The organism is Nocardioides sp. L-11A (assembly GCA_029961745.1).
GTDB lineage: Bacteria > Actinomycetota > Actinomycetes > Propionibacteriales > Nocardioidaceae > Nocardioides.
In genome coordinates, this window is the sequence record CP124680.1 from 2,626,983 (window position 1) to 2,647,783 (window position 20,801).

Here is a 20,801-nt window from a genome sequence, read left to right on the forward strand (position 1 = left end):
CCGGCCCGAACTAGGCTGAGGACGTGCGCGCGTACCTCGACCTCGTCCGGCGGATCCTCGACGAGGGGACCGAGAAGGGCGACCGCACGGGCACCGGCACGCTCAGCGTGTTCGGCCACCAGATGCGCTTCGACCTCGCCGCCGGCTTCCCGCTGGTGACGACGAAGAAGATCCACACCCGCTCGGTGTTCGGTGAGCTGCTGTGGTTCCTGCGGGGCGACACCAACGTGCGCTGGCTGCAGGAGCACGGCATCACCATCTGGGACGAGTGGGCCGACGAGAACGGCGACCTCGGCCCGGTCTACGGCGCCCAGTGGCGTTCCTGGCCCACCCCCGACGGTGGGCACATCGACCAGCTCGCGCAGGTGATCGCACAGATCCGCGCCAACCCCGACAGCCGCCGCCACATCGTCTCGGCGTGGAACCCCAGCCAGGTCGACGACATGGCGCTGCCACCGTGCCACAGCCTGTTCCAGTTCTACGTCGCCCCGGACGCCGAGGGACGCAGCCGGCTCAGCTGCCAGCTCTACCAGCGCTCGGCGGACGTCTTCCTCGGTGTCCCGTTCAACATCGCCTCCTACGCCCTGCTGACCCACATGGTCGCCCAGGTCGCCGGGCTGGGCGTCGGGGACTTCGTGCACACCCTCGGCGACGCGCACCTCTACTCCAACCACCTCGAGCAGGCCCGCCTCCAGCTCACCCGCGAGCCGCGTCCGCTGCCCACGCTCGTGCTCAATCCGGCGGTCACCGAGATCGACGCCTTCGAGCTCGAGGACATCAGCGTCGAGGGCTACGACCCGCACCCGGCCATCAAGGCCCCGATCGCGGTCTAGGACGACGATGACGACTCCCGCAGGACGGCGGGTCACCCTGGTGGCCGCCGTCGCCGAGAACGGCGTGATCGGCGCCGACGCCGACATCCCGTGGAAGATCTCGGAGGACTTCCAGCACTTCAAGGCCACCACCATGGGTCACGTGCTGGTGTTGGGCCGCACCACGCACGAGGGCATCGGCCGGCCCCTGCCCGGGCGGACCACCGTCGTGCTCACCCGCGACCCCGACTACGCCGCCGAGGGCGTCGAGGTCGCCCACTCGATCACCGACGCGCTCGCCCTGGCCGATCGGCTGCTCGCCGGACAGCCGGAGGACCGGCAGGTGATGATCGGCGGGGGAGCGCACGTCTACGCCGCCGCGATGCCGTACGCCGACGAGCAGATCATCTCCGAGATCCCGCTCTCGCCCGAGGGCGACACCCACTACCCGGAGTTCAGCCCCCAGCGCTGGCACGAGGTGCGACGTGAGCCACGTGACGGTTTCACCATCGTCTGGTGGGAGCGCGTCTTCGCGTGTGGGGGCGCCTGACCACGCGACTGGCAGGGTAGGAGCCATGGAGCTCCGTGTCTTCACCGAACCGCAGCAGGGCGCGACGTACGACGACCTGCTGGCCGTCGCCCAGGAGGCCGAGCGTCTCGGCTTCGGCGCGTTCTTCCGCAGCGACCACTACCTGCACATGAGCGGCGACGGGTTGCCCGGCTCGACCGACGCCTGGACCACGCTCGCCGGTCTCGCCCGCGACACCAGCACCATCCGGCTCGGCACACTGATGACCAGCGCGACATTCCGGCATCCCGGCGTGCTCGCGATCCAGGTCGCCCAGGTCGACCAGATGAGCGGCGGGCGGATCGAGCTGGGCCTCGGGGCGGGCTGGTTCAGCCAGGAGCACACGGCCTATGGCATCCCGTTCCCCGACACCCGCGAGCGCTTCGAGCGGTACGCCGAGCAGCTCGCGCTGATCACCGGGCTGTGGACCACGCCGGTCGGTGAGCGGTACGACTTCGACGGCGTCCACTACCAGCTGAAGGACAGCCCGGCGCTGCCCAAGCCCGCCCAGGCCACCGGCCACCGCGGCGGGCCGCCGGTGCTCATCGGCGGACTCGGGAAGAGGCGGACGCCGGCGCTCGCCGCGGCGTACGCCGACGAGTTCAACCTGCCGTTCGTCGACGAGGAGACGACCGCCGCGCAGTTCGGCCGGGTTCGCGCGGCCGCGGAGGAGATCGGTCGCGACCCCGCGACGATCACCTGGTCCAACGCGCTGGTCGTCTGCGTCGGCCAGGACGAGGCCGAGCTCGCCCGCCGGGCCGCAGCCATCGGCCGCGAGGTCGACGAGCTGCGCGTGAACGGGCTGGCGGGCACGCCGGACGAGGTGGTCGCCAAGATCAAGCGCTACGAGATGCTCGGCGCCCAGCGGATCTACCTCCAGGTGCTCGACCTGGGTGATCTCGACCACCTCCGCCTCGTGGCGGCTGAGGTCCTACCGCACCTGTGACGATAGGCTGGGGGTCATGACTTCCGCACCCTTCGGCACGATGCTGACCGCCATGGTCACGCCGTTCCTCGAGAACGGCTCCGTCGACCTGGACGGGGTGCAGAAGGTCGCCAAGCACCTCGTCGACAACGGCAACGACGGCATCGTCGTGTCCGGGACGACCGGCGAGTCGCCGACCACCACCGGGGCCGAGGACGGCGAGACGCTGGCCGCGGTCAAGGACGCCGTCGGCGACCGCGCCAAGGTCGTCGCCGGGGTCGGCACCAACGACACCCGCCACTCGGTCGAGCTGGCCAAGCAGGCCGAGAAGGTCGGTGCCGACGGACTGCTGCTGGTGACGCCCTACTACAACAAGCCCAGCCAGCCCGGCGTGCTCAACCACTTCCGCCACGTCGTCGAGGCGACCGGCGTGCCCGTCATGCTCTACGACGTCCCCGGCCGCACCGGCACCAAGATCGCGCTCGAGACCTACGCCGCCGCCCAGGAGTGGGACACCGTCATCGCGGTCAAGGAGGCCACGGGCGACCTGGCGCGCACCGCCCAGCTGGTCGACCTCGGCTACGCCGTCTACTCCGGCGACGACGTCAACACCCTCGGCTATCTCGCCTACGGCGCGGTCGGCCTGGTCTCGGTCGTCGGCCACGTCGCCGGCACTCAGCTGCGCACCATGATCGACGCCTTCCGCTCCGGCGACCACGCCGCAGCGCTGCGCATCCACACCGGCCTGGTGCCGGCGTTCGAGGCGATCATGGGCGTGTCCAACTACGGCGCGACGACGGCCAAGGCCGCCCTCCAGCTCGCCGGCGTCCTCGACAACCGGACCGTGCGACCGCCGCTGATGGCGCTCGACGACGCCGAGGTCGCCGACCTCCGCACCGGTCTCGCCGCGGCGGGGCTGCTCTGATGTCGCACCCGCACCCCGAGCTGTCCGCGCCCCCGAAGCTGCCCAAGGGCGGCCTGCGGGTCATCCCGCTCGGCGGCCTCGGCGAGGTCGGCCGCAACATGACCGTCTTCGAGTACGACGGCCGGCTGCTCATCGTCGACTGCGGCGTGCTCTTCCCCGACGACCACCAGCCCGGCGTCGACCTGATCCTCCCCGACTTCGCGGCCATCCGGGACCGACTCGACAAGGTCGAGGCGCTGGTGCTGACCCACGGTCACGAGGACCACATCGGCGCGACGCCGTACCTGCTCCGGGAGCGACAGGACATCCCGCTCGTCGGCTCCGAGCTGACCCTCGCGCTGGTCAACTCCAAGCTGCGCGAGCACCGGCTGCGCCAGACGCCCTTCTACACGGTCAAGGAGGGCGACAAGATCTCGTTCGGCCCCTTCGACCTGGAGTTCGTCGCGGTCAACCACTCCATCCCCGACGCGCTGGCGGTCGCCATCCGCACCGGCGCCGGACTGGTGCTCCACACCGGCGACTTCAAGATGGACCAGCTCCCGCTCGACGGCCGGATCACCGACCTGCGCGCCTTCGCACGGCTGGGCGAGGAGGGCGTCGACCTCTTCCTCACCGACTCCACCAACGCCGAGGTGCCCGGCTTCACGACCGCCGAGCGCAAGATCACCCCGGTGCTCGAGCAGGCCTTCGCCGAGTCGACCCAGCGGATCATCGTCGCCTGCTTCGCCTCCCACGTGCACCGCGTCCAGCAGGTGCTCGACGCGGCCGTCAAGCACAACCGCAAGGTCGCGTACGTCGGCCGCTCGATGGTCCGCAACATGGCCATCGCCCGCGATCTGGGCTACCTCAAGGTCCCGCCCGGCGTGATGGTCGAGGCCAAGGAGCTCGCCGACCTCGCCCCCGAGCGGCAGGTGCTCATCTCGACCGGCTCGCAGGGCGAGCCGCTCAGCGCGCTGGCCCGGATCGCGCAGCGCAACCACAACTTCGTGCACCTCGAGGAGGGCGACACCGTCGTCCTCGCCTCCAGCCTGATCCCCGGCAACGAGAACGCCGTCTACCGGGTCATCAACGGCCTGGCCCGACTCGGCGCCCGCGTCGTCCACAAGGGCAACGCACTGGTCCACGTCTCCGGCCACGCCAGCGCCGGCGAGCTGCTCTACTGCTACAACATCGTCAAGCCCCGCAACGTGCTGCCGGTCCACGGCGAGGTGCGGCACATGCTCGCCAACGGCGACCTGGCCAAGGCCACCGGCGTCGAGAACGTCGTCTACGCCGAGGACGGCGTGGTCGTCGACCTCGTCGACGGCATCGCCTCGGTGGTCGGCAAGGTCGAGTGCGGCTACGTCTTCGTCGACGGGCAGTCGGTCGGCGACGTCACCGAGTCCGAGCTCAAGGACCGGCGGATCCTCGGCGAGGAGGGCTTCATCTCGGTCATCGTCGTGGTCGACTCGGTCGCCGGCAAGGTCTCCGCCGGCCCCGAGATCCATGCCCGCGGCCACGCCTGGGCCGACTCGGACTTCGAGTCGATCAAGCAGCCGATCATCGACGCGGTCAACCGCTCGCTGACCGAGGGCAGCACCGACACCTATCAGCTGCAGCAGACGGTGCGCCGCACCATCGGCCGCTGGGTGAGCAACACCCACAAGCGGCGGCCGATGATCATCCCGGTGGTCGTCGAGGCGTAGGCGGTGGCCCCGGCGCATGCATGGTCATGCGCCGCGTCTGCCCCGCTGGCCGGCTAGAACGTGTTGCGATTGGGCACAGACCGCATCCGACTGGCCCGAATTGTCGCGGTTTGGTCCCAAACCGCATCAGCAGAGGCCAGGCTGAAAGACGCCGAGAGTGCATGAGCCCTCGATCCACCGAGAACCCATGCACTCTCCTGCGTACTGCTACTGCTTGCCCTTCAGCTTGATCGTCACCTTGCCGGAGAACGGCGCGATCCTGGCGTCGCCGGGGTAGCTCACGGTCGCCTTGACCTTGCGCTTGCCCTGCCGCCACAGCTTCTTGAGCTGCTTCTTGGCCTTGACCTTGAGGACGCCGTTGACCACGGTGCCGGTGTAGGTCCTGCCCTTGATCGCGACCGTCACGGGGCCGGAGGGCATGACCCCGCCGGCGGTGTTGATCTTGATCGTGACGATGCCCTTCTTGGCGCTCGCCTTCGGGGCGACGGTCGCGGTGCCCGGGGCGGGCGGGACCGGCGCGGTGCAGACGCTCAGCGCGACGTTGTCGATGTACCAGCCGTCGTTGCCGTTGCAGCCGTCCATGCCGAAGTCGAAGCGGAACTGGACGGTGTCACCGGGCTTGGCGATCATCGACAGGTCGATGGCCGAGTAGCCCCACTGTCCGGTCGGGAGTCCGCCGTCGGCGCCGGTGAACGCCGGCTCGCCGGCCATCGGGTTGGTGTTGCCGGCCGCCACGGAGTCGAGCTCGCCGCCGGGGGCGTTGTAGAGCCAGGCCCGGTCCGGGACCAGCTCGAACTCCGGGGCGCCGTTGACCTTGACCTTGACGTTGCCGCCGTCGAACGAGACCTCGGTGGCCACGTAGTGGTCGAAGGAGAGCCGCGGCAGCGCTCCCTCCGGCACCGTGAGGACCGGCGTCGACATCCCCACGCGCGAGGAGTAGTCGTCCTCGTCGAGGTTGCAGCTGCCGAAGTTGCCGGCGTCCCCCTTGTCGTCGAAGTAGAGCACCGACGTGCCGCCCTTGTGCTGCATGCCTCCCTTGCTCACGACGGGGAGGTCCCTCGTGGTCGTCGCGTCGAAGTGCTTGGAGCCGTGTCCGTCAGGACCGAAGTCGGCGTACTCGACGTCCTGCGTCCAGCCGGCCGGGATGCCCGACTCGAAGCCCTCGGTCCACAGGTCCTTGGTGACCGTGTCGTCGCCGCAGCCGGCCCTGCCGGCGTGGAACATCGGCTTGAAGTTGCACTGCACCGGCTCCTTGCGCAGCTCGGTGGCGGCGATCGCCTGGGTCACCGCCGCACAGTCCGCGGCGGCGATGGGCGCGATGGTGCCCTCGTCGGCCGCACTGCCGCCGGTGGCGCTGTTGCCGAGGGTCAGCTTCTTCAACGCGGTGTTGCCGGTCAGGATCGCGCAGGACGCCTCGAGGCCGTCGGCCAGCTCGGCGAAGCCGGAGGTCGGGGTGAGGTAGGCGGACTGCGTGCGCCAGAACAGGTGCGCCGCCTTGTCCAGCCCGATGCCCGGGACGGTCACGCCGTTGAAGGTGCCGCCGTCGACGAGCAGCGCGAAGGTGTGGTTGACGACGCCGGAGTTGGTGTGGACCCCGCCGCTGTCGTCGGTGTCGCAGAAGTACTCCTCGTCGGACACCTTGCCCGGGTCGCCGTAGCAGTTCGGGTTCCACATGTCGCGGATGGCGCCACCGAAGGCGGGGTCGTCCTCACCGGACAGCCAGCGGAAGCTCGCATCGCGCGAGCCCGGCACCTCGGCGTCGGTCAGCGTGATGCTCAGCGGGCCCGCGGCGGCCTTGATCTCCGCACCGTCGGCCTGGGTGACCATCGCCCCGTAGAGGGAGGAGAATCCGGCGACCGACGCGACGCCCGGCTGGTTGTTGCCGAAGACGATGCCGACGGCGTCGGCGTCCTCCGCGTGAGCGATCTTGTCGGCGAAGGGGCACAGGCCCCGGTCGACGTACACGAACTTGCCCGCGATCTCGGTGTCGTTGTCGAACGGCGAGCAGCCGTCGGTGTCGGTGCCGACGACCTCGCCTTCCTCCTCCTCGACCGCGTCGGTGCCGACGACGAGGTCGTCGGTGACGTCGTCGATGATCGGACCGAACGAAGCCGCGACAGCGGTGCACTCGCCGACCTGGGCTTCCGGCGTGACGACGACGGTGATGTCGCCGCGGGTGCCCTCCGAGCACTTGCCGTCGGTGCGGGGGGTCTCCTCGTCGGGCGCGTTGAAGCGGTCGTTGAGCATGTCGACGGTCTCGCCCCAGATGTCGGAGTAGGCCTCGTTCATCGCACCCGGCTGCCACTGGTAGAGCAGGCCGGAGGTCTTCTCCGTGTAGGCGTGGCCCCACTCGTGGGCGACGGTGTCGTCGGAGGAGACGCCGGTGCAGTAGTTGGTCGACCGCCCGTTCCAGTTGGCGTTGGGGCACTGGATGGTCGGATCGTTGTTGACCGTGATCATCTTGCCGCCCGCGCCGTCCCAGGAGTCGCGACCGAAGGAGTTCATGAAGAGCCAGTACGCCTCGCCCGTGCCCTGGACCTCGTTCTGCTGGTCCTGGGTCAGCGTGGCGCCCCCGGTGCCCTCGGGCCAGTCCGGGGCGTCCGCCTCGACCCACACCGGCTCGTTCTCGATCGACTGCTCGTGCAGCTCGCGATCGAGCGCGTGCGCGATCATCGAGTACCGGTTGACCGGCTTGCCGGTGATCGCGTCGAGCACGCTGGTCTCGCGGGTCTGCTTGCCGTCGGTCACCTCGACCACCCAGGCCAGCAGATTGCGGCCCTCGATGCCCTGGATGGCACCCATCCGGTAGACCATCAAGGTGGCCTCGGCGGTCAGGGTGCTCGCCTTCGGCTTGACCGCGGCATCCTCCTCCGCGCCGGCGGGTGCCTGCGCGGCGAGCTTGATCGCCTTCGCCTCGGCGCTCGCCTCGTCGATGCGAGGCGTCACGTCCACGTCGACCTTCGGCGCGACGTACCCGGACACCGACACGAGGTCGCCGTCGAGGTCGACCTGGGCGCGCAGCTTGGCGCCGAAGACGGGGACGCCCTGGTGACGCTGGGCGAAGTCGACGGTGTAGCCCGCCTCGGTCTTGGAGACCGCGCTCTGCTCGAGCTCGGCGGCGCTCGCGCCGAACGCGCGGGCGTACTTGGCGACGTACGCGTCCGCCTTCGATTGGGCGCCGCTCCTCGTCGTACCCGATCGCTCGGAGGGGTAGAGGTCCTTGGTCGCGCTGATGAAGCCGAGCCGGTCGGTGGCCGGGGACATGGTCACCGCGACGTCACCACTGGCCTCGCCGCGCATCTGCTGGACGACGGACGGGTCGTTCGGCGCCGCCGTCACCGGCGCCGACGGGATGACGACCAGGGCCGCCCCGACGAGCGAGAGTCCGACGCCCTTCCTCAGGGCATCGGGAAGGTTGAGTCTCACGAAAGTTCTCCTCGAGATAGAACGTGTCGTCGGCAGGGTCCGAGTGTTGCCCGCTCCGAACACTGCCAGGCACCCTAGGACGCAGGAATACGGCCGGTCCAGAGGTCTGGCGGAAACTCTCCTTTACCGTGACCGGGGCACCGGAGAACGTCCCGGGCTCCGGCGACACACCGCCGTGTGGTCCGTGTGACTGGAGTGGCGATCGCCTAGGTTTGGTGTCATGGCGACCCGTACGTCTTCCCCGCCGGGGTCGCGCAGCAGGACCAGCTCTTCCTCCCGCTCGGGCGTGAAGAAGACAGCCAGCTCGCGTACCCGGAGTACGACCACCAAGAAGCGCCCGCCGGCCAAGAAGTCGGCGGCCAAGAGGCCTGCCCCGCGTGCCGTGCGCAGCGGGCCCGGTCCGGTGCTGCGCGCCTTCACCGCGCTCGGCAGGGGAGTGGTCGCGCTGTGGCTCGCCTTCGCCCACGGCGTCGGCGCCGTCAGCCGGGGCGTCGGGCACGGCGCCCGGGACATCGCGCCCGAGCAGCGCCGCGACGGCTTCGGCCTGCTCCTCGTCGCGGTGTCGCTCGTCATCGCGGCCGCGGTCTGGTTCGAGGTGCCCGGCGGCGTCATGGACTTCACCCGCGCGGCGGTGTCCGGATCGGTCGGCAAGATCGGCTGGTTCGTCCCGCTCCTCGTGCTGGCCGCCGGCTGGCGGGTCATGCGCGACCCGGTCGGCAACGGTCCCGCCGGGCGTCAGGTGATCGGCTGGACCGCCTTCGCCTTCGGCCTGCTCGGCATCGTGCACATCGCGAACGGCAGCCCGGAGCCCGTGCAGGGCGACACGACGCCGCTGCGCGACGGCGGCGGAGCCGTCGGGTACGTCGTCTCGGCGCTGCTGCTCGACCTGCTCCGCGCGCCCGCCGTCGTCGTCCCGCTGCTGGCCCTGCTGGCGTTCTTCGGTGTCCTCGTCATCACCGCCACGCCGCTCTACCGCGTGCCCGACCGGCTGCGCGAGCTGGGCGACCTGCTGCTCGGCCGGCACCACGGTGCCGACGACGACGCGACCCAGGCCATCGACCTCGACGACACCTTCGAGCGGATGGGCGATCCGGCGTACGACACGCCCGTCGTCGCCGAGCCCAAGCGCCGGCGGCGCAAGAAGGACGAGCCCAGCCCGGCCGAGGAGTCGATGGAGCTGCGCGAGCCCATCGACGTCCCGCTCGTCGACGACGAGCCGCTCGACCCCGAGGCGGGCTCGAACGCGCTCATCGCCCGCCGGTTGGCGCAGGGCGCCGCTGCCGACGACGAGACCGGCGACCTGGAGCCGCCGCCGCACGCCGACCTGCCGCAGCGCGTCGAGCAGCTGGCACTGTCCGGCGACATCGTCTACACGCTGCCCGACGCGACCGCCCTCAAGCCGGGCGACCCGCACCGTGCCCGCTCCAAGGCCAGCGACGACGTCGTGGCCCGACTGCAGACGGTGCTCGACGAGTTCAACGTCGACGCCCAGGTCACCGGCTACACCCGAGGCCCGACGGTCACCCGCTACGAGATCGAGCTGGGCACCGGCGTCAAGGTCGAGAAGATCACCAACATCCAGAAGAACATCGCCTACGCGGTGGCCACCTCGGACGTGATGATCCTCAGCCCGATCCCCGGCAAGTCCGCGGTCGGCGTCGAGATCCCGAACTCCGACAAGGAGATCGTGTCCCTCGGCGACGTGCTGCGCTCGAGCATCGCCCGCAACGACCACCACCCGCTGATCTCCGGCCTGGGCAAGGACGTCGAGGGGGGCTTCGTCGTCGCCAACCTGGCGAAGATGCCGCACCTGCTCGTCGCGGGTGCGACCGGTTCGGGAAAGTCGTCCTTCATCAACTCGATGATCACCTCGGTGCTCATGCGCTCCACGCCCGACGAGGTGCGGATGATCATGGTCGACCCCAAGCGGGTCGAGCTCAACGCCTACGAAGGCGTGCCGCACCTGATCACGCCGATCATCACCAACCCCAAGAAGGCCGCCGAGGCACTCGAGTGGGTCTGCCGCGAGATGGACATGCGGTACGACGACCTGGCCAACTTCGGCTTCCGGCACATCAACGACTTCAACAAGGCCGTGCGCGAGGGCAAGGTCGAGGTCCCGCCGGGCAGCGAGCGCACGCTCACGCCGTACCCGTACCTGCTGGTGATCGTCGACGAGCTCGCCGACCTGATGATGGTCGCCCCGCGTGACGTCGAGGGCTCGATCGTCCGGATCACCCAGCTCGCCCGGGCGGCCGGCATCCACCTGGTGCTCGCCACGCAGCGCCCGTCGGTCGACGTCGTGACCGGCCTGATCAAGGCCAACGTCCCGTCCCGCCTGGCGTTCGCGACGTCCAGCCTCGCCGACTCCCGGGTCATCCTCGACACCCCGGGCGCCGAGAAGCTCGTCGGCCAGGGCGACGGGCTCTTCCTGCCGATGGGCGCCTCCAAGCCGATCCGCGTGCAGGGCTCCTGGGTCAGCGAGCCCGAGATCCACCAGGTCGTCAAGCACTGCAAGGGCCAGCTCGAGCCGAGCTACCGCGAGGATGTCACCGCGCCGGCGGCGTCGAGCAAGGTGCTCGACGACGACATCGGCGACGACATGGACCTGGTGATCCAGGCGATCGAGCTGGTGGTCTCCACCCAGTTCGGGTCCACCTCGATGCTGCAGCGCAAGCTCCGGGTGGGCTTCGCCAAGGCCGGCCGGCTGATGGACATCCTCGAGAGCCGAGGAGTCGTCGGTCCCAGCGAGGGATCCAAGGCCCGAGACGTGCTGGTCAAGCCCGACGAGATCGACGCCGTGATCATGACCATCCAGGGCGAAGGGTGAGCGAGATGACCGAGAGCGTGAGCCAGTCGTCCCCGCAGCGGATCGAGGTCCGCCGCAATGTCGCCCTGTCCGCCTCGGTCGGCGGGTTCTCCGCGCTGCTCACGGTCGCCTTCGCGGTGCGCGCCTTCACCGGCGGCACCACCCTCGACTGGGTGACCTTCGGCGTCCTCGCGCTGGTGACCCTGGCCCACCTCGCCGCGCTGGTCGACGGCCGGGCGCCGCTCCTGGTCGCCGACGAGCACGGTGTCCGGCTGCGCCAGGGCGCGACCTGGCGGGGGATCGCCTGGCCCGAGATCGACTGCCTCGAGCACCTGCCCCGCCGCGGCCTGGTTCGCGACGGGCACCTCCTCGTCGACGGGTACGACGACCAGCAGCTCGTCGTCCCCCTCACCCTCGCCACCCGGCTGGTCGGCGCCGAGCCCGGCTCGCTGAGCGACGTCCTGGCCGAGCTCGCCGACGGCCGTGCCGACGTGGTCGAGGTCGTCCCGGACCTGGCCGACGACGTCCCCGAGCGCTCCGCGTCGGTGCCCAAGCTCAGCGACCTGTACGCCGACGAGGCGCCCGACGCTCCCGAGGAGCGTCGGGGGATCGCGGCCCGCGTCGCCGCCGGCCTGACCGGGCGGCGCGAGCCCGACGAGCCTGCCTCCGACGCCTCGGACGCCTCCGACCTCGAGGACACCGGTGAGGTCGTCCTGGCCGCCGACACGGAGAGCACCGACGAGTTCGCCGCGGTCGAGGACCACGGCGACGAGCAGGACGAGCCGCCCGCTCCGGAGCGCCCCACCGTGCTGCCCGCACGGGTCGAGCTGGACCGGCCGACCCTGGTCCGGGCCCCGATCGTCGAGACCCCGATCGTCGAGACCCCGATCGTCGAGACCCCGCGGCCGGTCGCCGACGACACCGGCTCGGTCACCGTCGTCCTCGACGACCTGGCCGTGCGGCCGGCCGCGCAGCCCGTGATCGGCCCGGAGCTGACCGCCGCCCGCGACCGGCTCCGCCTCACGATCGACCAGCTTTCCGAGCGCACCCGGATCCGGCCCCACGTCATCGAGGCGATCGAGGTCGACGACTTCGCCCCGTGCGGCGGCGACTTCTACGCCCGCGGGCACCTGCGCACCCTCGCCCGCGTGCTCGGCATCGACGCCGGACCGCTCGTGGCGTCGTACGACGAGACCTATGCCGACGCTCCGGTCGACCCCCGGCGGGTGTTCGAGTCCGAGCTGGCGACCGGCGCGGGCGGTGCGATCCGCAGCACCCGCGGCGGCCGCAACTGGTCGGTACTCATCGCCGCGGTGATGGGCGCGGTGCTCGTGTGGTCGGTCGCCAAGCTGGTCATGGGCGGGCCGGCGCCGGTCGGCGACACGCCGGTCCTGAACCAGAGCGGCGGCATCTCCCAGGCCGCCGCGGCGAAGGGCGACCCGGTGAAGCTCACGCTGACCGCCGCCGGTGGCGGAGCCCAGTTGGTCATCCGCGACGCGGCGGGGGAGATCGTCTTCGACGGCAACCTGGCCTTCGGGCAGACCTCGGAGCTGAAGGTGGTGCCTCCGGTGCGGATCTGGGCCTCCGACGGCTCGGTGACCTACGCGATCGGCGGGCGGCAGCCGCAGGCGCTGGGCGAGACCGGTGCCGAGGTCTCCAAGACCCTCGTGGCGCCCTGACGGCGCGATCACACCACCGAGGAATGCCGGCCGGCCCACGCTCGCCGGTATCCTCGACCGGACATGACCAGCACATCCACGAACCCCGTCTCGGTGGCCCTCCTCACCCTCGGCTGCGCACGCAACGACGTCGACTCCGAGGAGCTGGCCGGCCGGCTCGCCGCCGACGGCTTCGCGCTGGTCGAGGATCCTGCGGACGCCGACACCGTCGTGGTCAACACCTGCGGCTTCGTCGACGCGGCCAAGAAGGACTCGATCGACACCCTGCTCGCCGCGGCAGATCTGAAGGAGACGGGACGACCGCAGGCGGTCGTCGCGGTGGGGTGCCTGGCCGAGCGGTACGGCGCGGAGCTGGCCGACTCGCTGCCCGAGGCCGACGCCGTGCTGGGCTTCGACGACTACCAGGACATCTCCGGCCGGCTGCGCTCGATCCTCGCCGGTGAGCGCCCGCATCCGCACACGCCGCGCGACCGTCGGCTGCTGCTCCCGATCAGCCCTGCGGAGCGCCAGGCCGCGGTCGAGACGCCCGCGGCGGCGGACACCGACGTCGAGATCGCCATCCCCGGTCGCTCCGCGATCCGGCGGCGGCTCGACGGCGGGCCGATGGCGCCGCTCAAGCTGGCGAGCGGCTGCGACCGGCGCTGCACCTTCTGCGCGATCCCCATGTTCCGCGGGTCCTTCGTCAGCCGCCGTCCCTCGGACGTGCTGCAGGAGGCCCACTGGCTCGCCGGGCAGGGCGTCAAGGAGCTCTTCCTGGTCTCGGAGAACTCCACGTCCTACGGCAAGGACCTCGGCGACCTCGGCCTGCTCGAGACGCTGCTGCCCGAGCTGGTCGCGGTCGACGGCGTCGAGCGGGTCCGGGTGTCCTACCTGCAGCCGGCCGAGACCCGGCCGGGACTGGTCCGCGCGATCGCGACCACGCCCGGCGTGGCGCCGTACTTCGACCTTTCCTTCCAGCACGCCAGCGCGACGGTGCTGCGCCGGATGCGCCGCTTCGGCGACCCGGAGAGCTTCCTGGGGCTGCTCGCCCAGGTGCGCGAGCTCGCGCCGGAGGCGGGCGTCCGCTCCAACGTCATCGTCGGATTCCCGGGAGAGACCGAGGAGGAGTTCCAGACGCTGTGCGACTTCCTGGTCGCCGCGCGGATGGACGTCACCGGTGTCTTCGGGTACTCCGACGAGGACGGCACCGAGGCCGCGAACCTCGACGGCAAGCTCGACGACGACGAGATCCGCGCCCGGGTGCAGCACCTCAACGACCTGGTCTCCGAGCTGACCTCGGAGCGTGCGGAGGAGCGGATCGGCAGCACCGTCGAGGTGCTCGTCGAGGAGGTCGACCCCGACGGCACCGGCGACGGCACCGTCGAGGGACGCGCCGCCCAGCAGGGTCCCGAGGTCGACGGATCCACCCGAGTGCTCGGCGTACCGGGGGCGCGGGTCGGCGACCTCCTGCGGGCCGTCGTGGTCGACTCCGACGGCGTCGACCTGATCGCCGAACCGGCAGGAGGACAGTGATGACCGGGACCAGCGCAGGGACGCCCCCGGCCGCGGCCAAGCCGAGCAACTGGAACCTCCCCAACGCCCTGACGACGCTGCGGATCATCCTGGTCCCGGTCTACGGCTGGGTGCTGCTGCACGACGGCGGCGACTCGATCACCTGGCGGACCGTGGCGTGGGGGATCTTCTTCGTCGCCATGGTCACCGACAAGATCGACGGCGACATCGCCCGGGCCCGGAACCTGGTGACCGACTTCGGCAAGATCGCCGACCCGATCGCCGACAAGGCGATCACCGGCATGGCCTTCATCGGTCTGTCGATCATCATGGACACCTGGTGGATGTGGACGATCACGGTCGTGGTCCTGGTCCGCGAGTGGGCCGTGACGCTGCTGCGGCTCTCGGTCCTCAAGGCCGTCGTCATCGCGGCCGCCCAGAGCGGCAAGTGGAAGACCGCCGCCCAGGCGCTGGCCCTGGGCCTGCTCACCCTGCCGCTGCTCGAGGTCGGTGACGAGGTGGGCTGGCTCGACGTGCCCGGCGAGATCACCTACGGCGTCGCGATCGCACTGCTGCTCGTCGCCTTCGCGCTGACCCTGTGGTCGGGCTATGAGTTCTTCCGTGACGTCTGGAAGCAGCGCCACGACATCCGGACGTCGCGCTCAGCCTGACCGCGACCTGGCCCGCGACGTAGATCCTGCGGTGCTCCATCCCGCAAGAGCAAAATCTGACGGCTTGTCGTCACCTTTTCGTCACTTGGTTTTCCTCAGCCCCTTGCCAGCGGTGCCTGAGATCAGCCTAGGTTAAGGACCCTTCCCTGCCGTTCTCGCCAACTTCTCTCGGGTGCGCGCGTGCACGGTTGTCCCTTGCCGCTTTGACGACCTCGGAAGTAGCTCATGCGTTCAGCGAAGCAGTTCCTCTTCGGCTCCCTCGGTGCGGCCCTCGCGCTGTCCGGTGTCGCGGTTCTCACCGCGGGCACGGCTCAGGCCGCCAGCACCGGGATGATCATCAACGAGGTTTACGGCGGGGGTGGTTCGACGTCCGCATCGGCCGCCTACAAGTCCGACTTCGTCGAGCTGCTGAATCCGACCGGGACAGCGCAGCCGCTCAACGGACTGAGCCTGCAGTACCGGAGCGCGACCTACGGTGGCACCGGCACCGTCTCGGTCCTGCCGTTGCCGGACGTGAGTGTGCCTGCCGGAAGCAAGTACCTCGTCCAGGTGAGCAACCCGAACAACTGCAGTGGGAACCCGTGCGGTGGCGCTGACGTGCCTGCGCCGGACTACAGCGGCACAGCCTTGAACATGGCAGGCTCCAACGGACAGGTGATGCTGGTTCAGGGGGTCGCCGCGGTCACGGCGGTCGGGACGTCGATGCACACCGCGGCCAACGTCGTCGACTTCGTCGGCTACGGCACTGCGAGCTCATCAGAGACGGCGCCGGCCGGCGCTCTGTCGACAACGACCTCGGTCCAGCGCAAGAACACCACCGATGGCGACAACAACGCCACCGACTTCAACGCGCCCGCGACTCCCAGCCCCGAAGGGCTGGGCGCGATCGCGCAGCCGCTGTCGGCCACGAATCCCGGCAACAAGACCTTCACCCGGAACCAGGCGATCTCACCGATCACGCTGCAGGCGAGCGGCGGCACGTCGCCGTACACCTGGGCTGTGACCGCAGGGACGCTTCCGGACGGGCTGGAGCTCGCCGGCAACCAGATCGGCGGCACGCCGACGACCGTCACCCCGAGTCCCGTCGAGATCACCGTGACGGCCACCGACTCCGCGACGCCGACCCCGGCGACCGCGACGGCGACCTTCACGATCCAGATCGACGAGCAGCTCGCGGTCACCCCGATCGCGGAGATCCAGGGCACGGGCGCCCGCTCGCCCTTCGCGCCGGAGACGGGCAACGGCCAAGGCGCCGAGGTCAAGGCGACCGAGGGGGTCGTGACCGCCGTCTATTACACCGGCGGCTTCAACGGCATGTACATCCAGACACCCGGCGTCGACACGCCCGATGCCTCGGACGGCCTTTTCGTCTACGGGGGCACGACCAATGCCAACATCCCGGCGGGCATCCAGGTCGGCGACTCGGTGCGGGTGACCGGCCGGATCGCGGAGTTCTACAACCTGACCCAGATCGTGCCCGGCGCCGGGGGAGTGACTGTCCTCGGTACGTCGCTCGGCACCGTCACGCCGCGCGCCTTCACGTACCCGACGACCGACGAGGAGCGGGAGAAGTACGAGGGCGAGCTGGTCGACCCGCAGGGCACGTTCACGGTCAGCAACGTCTACTCCACCAACGACTTCGGCGAGATCACCCTCGCGTCGGGAGAAGGCCCGCTCAAGCAGCCGAGCGAGTTCGCCGACGCGTCAGACCCCGATGCGCTCCAGGCGGTGCGAAACGAGAATGCGCGCCGGGCTGTGGCGCTCGATGACGGCTCGACCACCCGGTACCTCTCCAGCCAGGCCACCAAGGCGCAGCCACTCCCGTGGCTCACCGGATCGGACGGCAACGCGGTGGCCGCGCCGCCGCGGGTCGGCGCGGGCGTGGAGTTCCAGTCCGACGTGGTGTTCGACTGGCGCAACGACATCTGGAAGTTCCAGCCCCAGAGTCAGGTCACCACCAACGGGGCCTCCGTGGCGACCTTCGAGGACACGCGGGCGGCCGACGCGACGCCCGCTGACGTGCTGACTATGACGCCGGGGCGCACCGGCGATCTCAAGATCGCGACCTTCAACGTCCTCAACTACTTCAACACGACCGGCGAGGCCTACTCGGCTGCCGGACCGCTGCAGGAACCGCCCCTGGACACCTTCTGCACCTACTACACCGACCGCGGTGACCCGGGTCCGCCGTCGGTCAACGGCGCTCGGATCGGCAACAACTCCTGTGGCGTCCGTCTGCTCGACGACCCGACGACGCCGGACAAGGACGAGTCGAAGGACAACGACGGCCGCGGCCCCCGCGGGGCGGCGACCGCCGCCAGCCTGGCGCGCCAGGAGGCCAAGCTGGTCCACACGATCAACGCGCTCGGTGCCGACGTCGTCGGCCTCGAGGAGGTCGAGAACTCGATCAAGCTCCCCGGCGAGACCAACCGGGACGACGCCGTCGCCCGGCTGGTCGACATCCTCAACGCCGCGCCGGGGGCAGACACCTGGGCCTACGTGAAGAGCCCGGGCGAGGCGCTGACCGCGGCGGCCGTCGCCGAGCAGGACGTGATCCGCCCGGCGTTCATCTACAAGGTCGCGAAGGTCGAGCCGGTCGGCGGGTCGGACATCCTGTTCGGCACCACCGAGTTCGCCAACGCCCGCGAGCCACTCGCCCAGGTCTTCAAGGCCAAGGGCGCGCCCGACAGCGACGGCTTCGCGGTGATCGTCAACCACTTCAAGTCCAAGGGCGACAACCAGGCACCGATCCCGCCGGCGACCGGTGACAACGCGCAGAACGGCGAGGTCGGCGCGTTCAACGGCGACCGGGTCCGCCAGGCGACCCGTCTGGTGCAGTTCGCGGAGGACTTCGCCGCCGAGAGGGAGGTCGACGCGGTCTTCCTCGCCGGTGACTTCAACTCGTACACGAAGGAGGACCCGATCGGCGTCCTCACCGCGGCGGACTACACGCTGATCGAGTCGAACGACGAGGGCGACGAGAGCTACTCCTACCAGGGCCTGTCCGGCTCCCTCGACCATGTGCTCGGCAACCAGGCAGCCATGGACATGGTGACCGGCGCCGACATCTGGGAGATCAACGCCAACGAGGCCGCGTCCTTCCAGTACAGCCGCTACAACTACAACGTCACCGACTTCTGGCTGCCCAACCAGCCGTGGGCGACCTCCGACCACAACCCGGAGATCGTCGGCCTCGACGTCCCCGACTTCACCCCGACCTCCTACAAGGAGATCCAGGTGATCGGCACCAACGACTTCCACGGCCGGCTGCTGCCCGACGCCGGCAACGCCGCCGGTGCCGCCCCGTTCGCGACCGCCGTCAAGGACCTCGAGGGTCAGTTCCCGCCCGGAGCCACCGCATTCGTGGCGGCCGGCGACCTGGTCGGAGCCTCCACCTTCGAGTCCTTCATCCAGGACGACGAGCCGACGATCGACGCCCTCAACGCGATGGGCCTCGATGTCTCCGCGGCCGGCAACCATGAGTTCGACCGGGGATACACCGACCTCGCGGACCGGATCCGGGGCCTGGCCGACTGGGAGTACATCGCGGCCAACCTCGACTACGCGCCCGACGTCGCCGAGAGCGACAAGCTCGCCGAGACCTGGACGACCACGCTCGACGGCGTCGAGGTCGGCTTCGTGGGTGCGGTGACCGAGGACCTGCCCGGTCTCGTCAATCCCGAGGGCATCGAGGACATCACCGTCACCGACGTGGTCGACGCGACCAACGCCGCCGCGGACGCACTGAAGACCGCGGGCGCGGAGATCGTCATCCTGCTGGTCCACGAGGGCGCGCCGACCACCGACTGCAACTCGGCCAGCTTCACCGACCCGGCGACAGTGTGGGGCAATATCGTCCAGAACACGTCCGCCGACGTCGACGCGATCATCTCGGGGCACACGCACCTGGCCTACAACTGCCGCTATCCCGTGCCCGACTGGCAGGCCGACAGCAGTCGCACCGTCAAGAAGCGGCCTGTCGTCTCGGCCGGTCAGTACGGCACCAACCTCAACCAGCTCGTCTTCAAGTTCGACGAGAGCTCCGGCGACCTGAAGGCGATCGGCCAGGACGTGATCGCCGCCGCCGGTGTCGGCTACGCCCCGGACCCGACCGTGCAGGCGATCGTGGACGACGCGGTGGACTACGCCGCCGCGGAGGGCGCCACGATCCTCGGCAAGATGACCGGGCCGTTCAAGCGGGCGACGTACACCTCCTCGGCCGGCGCCACGGAGAATCGGGGCGGCGAGTCGACCCTGTCGAACCAGATCGCCGAGGTGCAGCGCTGGGCCACGGACGCGGCCGGAATCGAGACCGACATCGCGTTCATGAACCCGGGCGGCCTCCGCGCCGACATGGACGGCACCGACACCGGCGCGGGCGTGAACCTCAGCTTCCGTGAGGCCGCGGACGTGCAGCCGTTCGCCAACACGCTGGTCAACATGAAGCTCACCGGGGCCCAGCTCGAGGAGATCCTCGAGCAGCAGTGGCAGCGCACGGCGACGGGGAGCGTGCCGTCGCGGCCGTTCCTGCGGCTCGGCGTGTCCCAGGGCTTCACCTATACCTACGACGAGACGCCCGTGACCGTCACGGCGCCGAACTCGGCCCCGGTGCAGACCTTCCAGGGCGAGGTGACCGGGATGTGGCTCGACGGAGAGCCCGTCGACGCGGCGCAGGTCTACTCGGTCACGGTCAACTCGTTCCTCGGCGGTGGCGGCGACAACTTCTGGACGTTCGCCGACGGCGCCCAGAAGGTCGACACCGGCAAGGTGGACCTCGAGGCGATGGTCGACTACATGAAGCAGTACGCCACCGACCCTCTGCCGGTCGACTACAGCCAGCGCGGCGTCGAGATCACCTTGCCCGACGACGCCCCGGCGTCGTACGGCCCGGGCGATACGGTCGAGTTCGAGGTCGGATCGTGGACGATGTCGGCTCCGGGCGACCAGCACGACAGCGAGCTGGAGGTCCGGCTCAGCGGGACTGTGCTCGGCACCTTCGCGGTCGACAACGCCGTCGGCAACCAGCCCTACGACAGGTACGGCACCTCGTCGGTGTCGGTGACCCTTCCGAATGACGTCTTCAACGGAGCGACCGAGCTGACGGTCTCTGGGGTCACGACAGGCACTTCGATCCCCGTGGTCGTCCAGATCGCGGGTGGACAGGAGCCGACCGAGACGCCCGTCGTCAACCAGGTGCCGCCGTCGGTCTCCGGAACGGCGCGGATCGGCCAGACCCTGACCGCGAGTGCCGGTACGTGGCAGCCCCAGCCCAGCTCGGTCGCCTACCAGTGGTACGCCGACGGTGCGCCGATCCCCGGCGCCACCGGCCGCACGCTGGTCCTGGGAAGCGGGCAGGTCGGCACCAGGATCACCGTCGCGGTGACCGCCCACGCCGCGGGTCATGCCGACGCCACCGCGATCTCGGCCCAGGTCGGTCCGGTGGCCAAGGGATCGGCCACGGTTGCGGTCAAGACCAAGCCCAAGAAGATCAAGCTCCGCAAGACGAAGGCCAAGGTGGTGGTCACCGTCACGACCCAGGACGGCGTCGCGGTCACGGACAGCGTGACGATCAAGGCCAAGGGGCAGAAGGCCCGGACCGTCGCGGTCGTGAACGGCAAGGCGAAGGTGAAGCTGAAGGCGTTCACCTCCACCGGAGCCAAGCGGATCAAGATCGGCTACTCCGGCAGCGCCCTGCTCGCACCCGCCAAGAGCGTGACGACGGTGTGGGTGGTCCGGCGCTGAGATGGGCCGGTGACGACCGGTCCAGCCACCGTCTTCTCAAGTCCAGCGAACAGTCCTCGGGAGGGGCA

General features: G+C 70.1%; 11 protein-coding genes. 10 read left to right on the forward strand and 1 reads right to left on the reverse strand.

The features are described 5' to 3' along the window. The first annotated feature begins 23 nt into the window (after window positions 1-23). From QJ852_12465 to QJ852_12485, 5 genes are read left to right on the forward strand one after another with little or no spacing between them, the layout of a single operon-like run. Window positions 24-833 (forward strand): thymidylate synthase, encoded by an 810-nt coding sequence (locus tag QJ852_12465; GenBank protein ID WGX99233.1) that lies wholly within the window; start codon window positions 24-26, stop codon window positions 831-833. Window positions 834-840: 7 nt separating this feature from the next. Then, window positions 841-1,362 (forward strand): dihydrofolate reductase, encoded by a 522-nt coding sequence (locus tag QJ852_12470; GenBank protein ID WGX99234.1) that lies wholly within the window; start codon window positions 841-843, stop codon window positions 1,360-1,362. Between the two features lie 25 nt (window positions 1,363-1,387). After that, a complete protein-coding gene (locus tag QJ852_12475; protein ID WGX99235.1) occupies window positions 1,388-2,326 on the forward strand; it encodes an LLM class F420-dependent oxidoreductase in 939 nt (312 codons plus the stop codon). 16 nt (window positions 2,327-2,342) lie between these two features. Further along, window positions 2,343-3,230: a 4-hydroxy-tetrahydrodipicolinate synthase gene (gene dapA / locus QJ852_12480; GenBank protein ID WGX99236.1), complete on the forward strand. Its 888-nt coding sequence runs from the start codon at window positions 2,343-2,345 to the stop codon at window positions 3,228-3,230. After that, window positions 3,230-4,915, forward strand: coding sequence for a ribonuclease J (locus QJ852_12485; protein WGX99237.1), 1,686 nt, complete (start codon window positions 3,230-3,232; stop codon window positions 4,913-4,915). The genes dapA and QJ852_12485 overlap by 1 nt, the downstream gene beginning before the upstream one ends. Before the next feature lie 207 nt (window positions 4,916-5,122). Here QJ852_12485 and QJ852_12490 read toward each other — a convergent pair whose 3' ends face one another. Next, window positions 5,123-8,341, reverse strand: a complete 3,219-nt coding sequence (locus QJ852_12490; GenBank protein ID WGX99238.1) for a M4 family metallopeptidase — start codon at window positions 8,339-8,341, stop codon at window positions 5,123-5,125. A gap of 220 nt (window positions 8,342-8,561) precedes the next feature. Between QJ852_12490 and QJ852_12495 the strand changes: the two genes are divergently transcribed. The 5 genes from QJ852_12495 (at window position 8,562) to QJ852_12515 (ending at window position 20,733) form a co-directional block, all read left to right on the forward strand. After that, complete coding sequence (locus QJ852_12495; GenBank protein ID WGX99239.1) at window positions 8,562-11,171, forward strand: DNA translocase FtsK; 2,610 nt, start codon at window positions 8,562-8,564, stop codon at window positions 11,169-11,171. A gap of 5 nt (window positions 11,172-11,176) precedes the next feature. After that, the gene (locus QJ852_12500; GenBank protein ID WGX99240.1) at window positions 11,177-12,829 is read left to right on the forward strand and encodes a helix-turn-helix domain-containing protein; all 1,653 of its coding nucleotides are present in this window, start codon (window positions 11,177-11,179) and stop codon (window positions 12,827-12,829) included. A 63-nt stretch (window positions 12,830-12,892) separates the two neighbouring features. Next, complete coding sequence (gene rimO, locus QJ852_12505; protein ID WGX99241.1) at window positions 12,893-14,341, forward strand: 30S ribosomal protein S12 methylthiotransferase RimO; 1,449 nt, start codon at window positions 12,893-12,895, stop codon at window positions 14,339-14,341. Next, complete coding sequence (gene pgsA, locus QJ852_12510) at window positions 14,341-14,991, forward strand: CDP-diacylglycerol--glycerol-3-phosphate 3-phosphatidyltransferase (protein ID WGX99242.1); 651 nt, start codon at window positions 14,341-14,343, stop codon at window positions 14,989-14,991. The genes rimO and pgsA overlap by 1 nt, the downstream gene beginning before the upstream one ends. A gap of 225 nt (window positions 14,992-15,216) precedes the next feature. Beyond that, window positions 15,217-20,733, forward strand: a complete 5,517-nt coding sequence (locus tag QJ852_12515; GenBank protein ID WGX99243.1) for an ExeM/NucH family extracellular endonuclease — start codon at window positions 15,217-15,219, stop codon at window positions 20,731-20,733. Window positions 20,734-20,801 lie beyond the last annotated feature (68 nt).

Excerpts from the sequence above, each read along its gene's own strand:
- QJ852_12515 (WGX99243.1), top strand. The coding sequence starts at position 15,217 with ATGCGTTCAGCGAAGCAGTTCCTCTTCGGCTCCCTCGGTGCGGCCCTC.
- rimO (WGX99241.1), top strand. The coding sequence starts at position 12,893 with ATGACCAGCACATCCACGAACCCCGTCTCGGTGGCCCTCCTCACCCTC.
- dapA (WGX99236.1), top strand. The coding sequence starts at position 2,343 with ATGACTTCCGCACCCTTCGGCACGATGCTGACCGCCATGGTCACGCCG.
- QJ852_12475 (WGX99235.1), top strand. The coding sequence starts at position 1,388 with ATGGAGCTCCGTGTCTTCACCGAACCGCAGCAGGGCGCGACGTACGAC.
- pgsA (WGX99242.1), top strand. The coding sequence starts at position 14,341 with ATGACCGGGACCAGCGCAGGGACGCCCCCGGCCGCGGCCAAGCCGAGC.
- QJ852_12485 (WGX99237.1), top strand. The coding sequence starts at position 3,230 with ATGTCGCACCCGCACCCCGAGCTGTCCGCGCCCCCGAAGCTGCCCAAG.
- QJ852_12495 (WGX99239.1), top strand. The coding sequence starts at position 8,562 with ATGGCGACCCGTACGTCTTCCCCGCCGGGGTCGCGCAGCAGGACCAGC.
- QJ852_12470 (WGX99234.1), top strand. The coding sequence starts at position 841 with ATGACGACTCCCGCAGGACGGCGGGTCACCCTGGTGGCCGCCGTCGCC.
- QJ852_12500 (WGX99240.1), top strand. The coding sequence starts at position 11,177 with ATGACCGAGAGCGTGAGCCAGTCGTCCCCGCAGCGGATCGAGGTCCGC.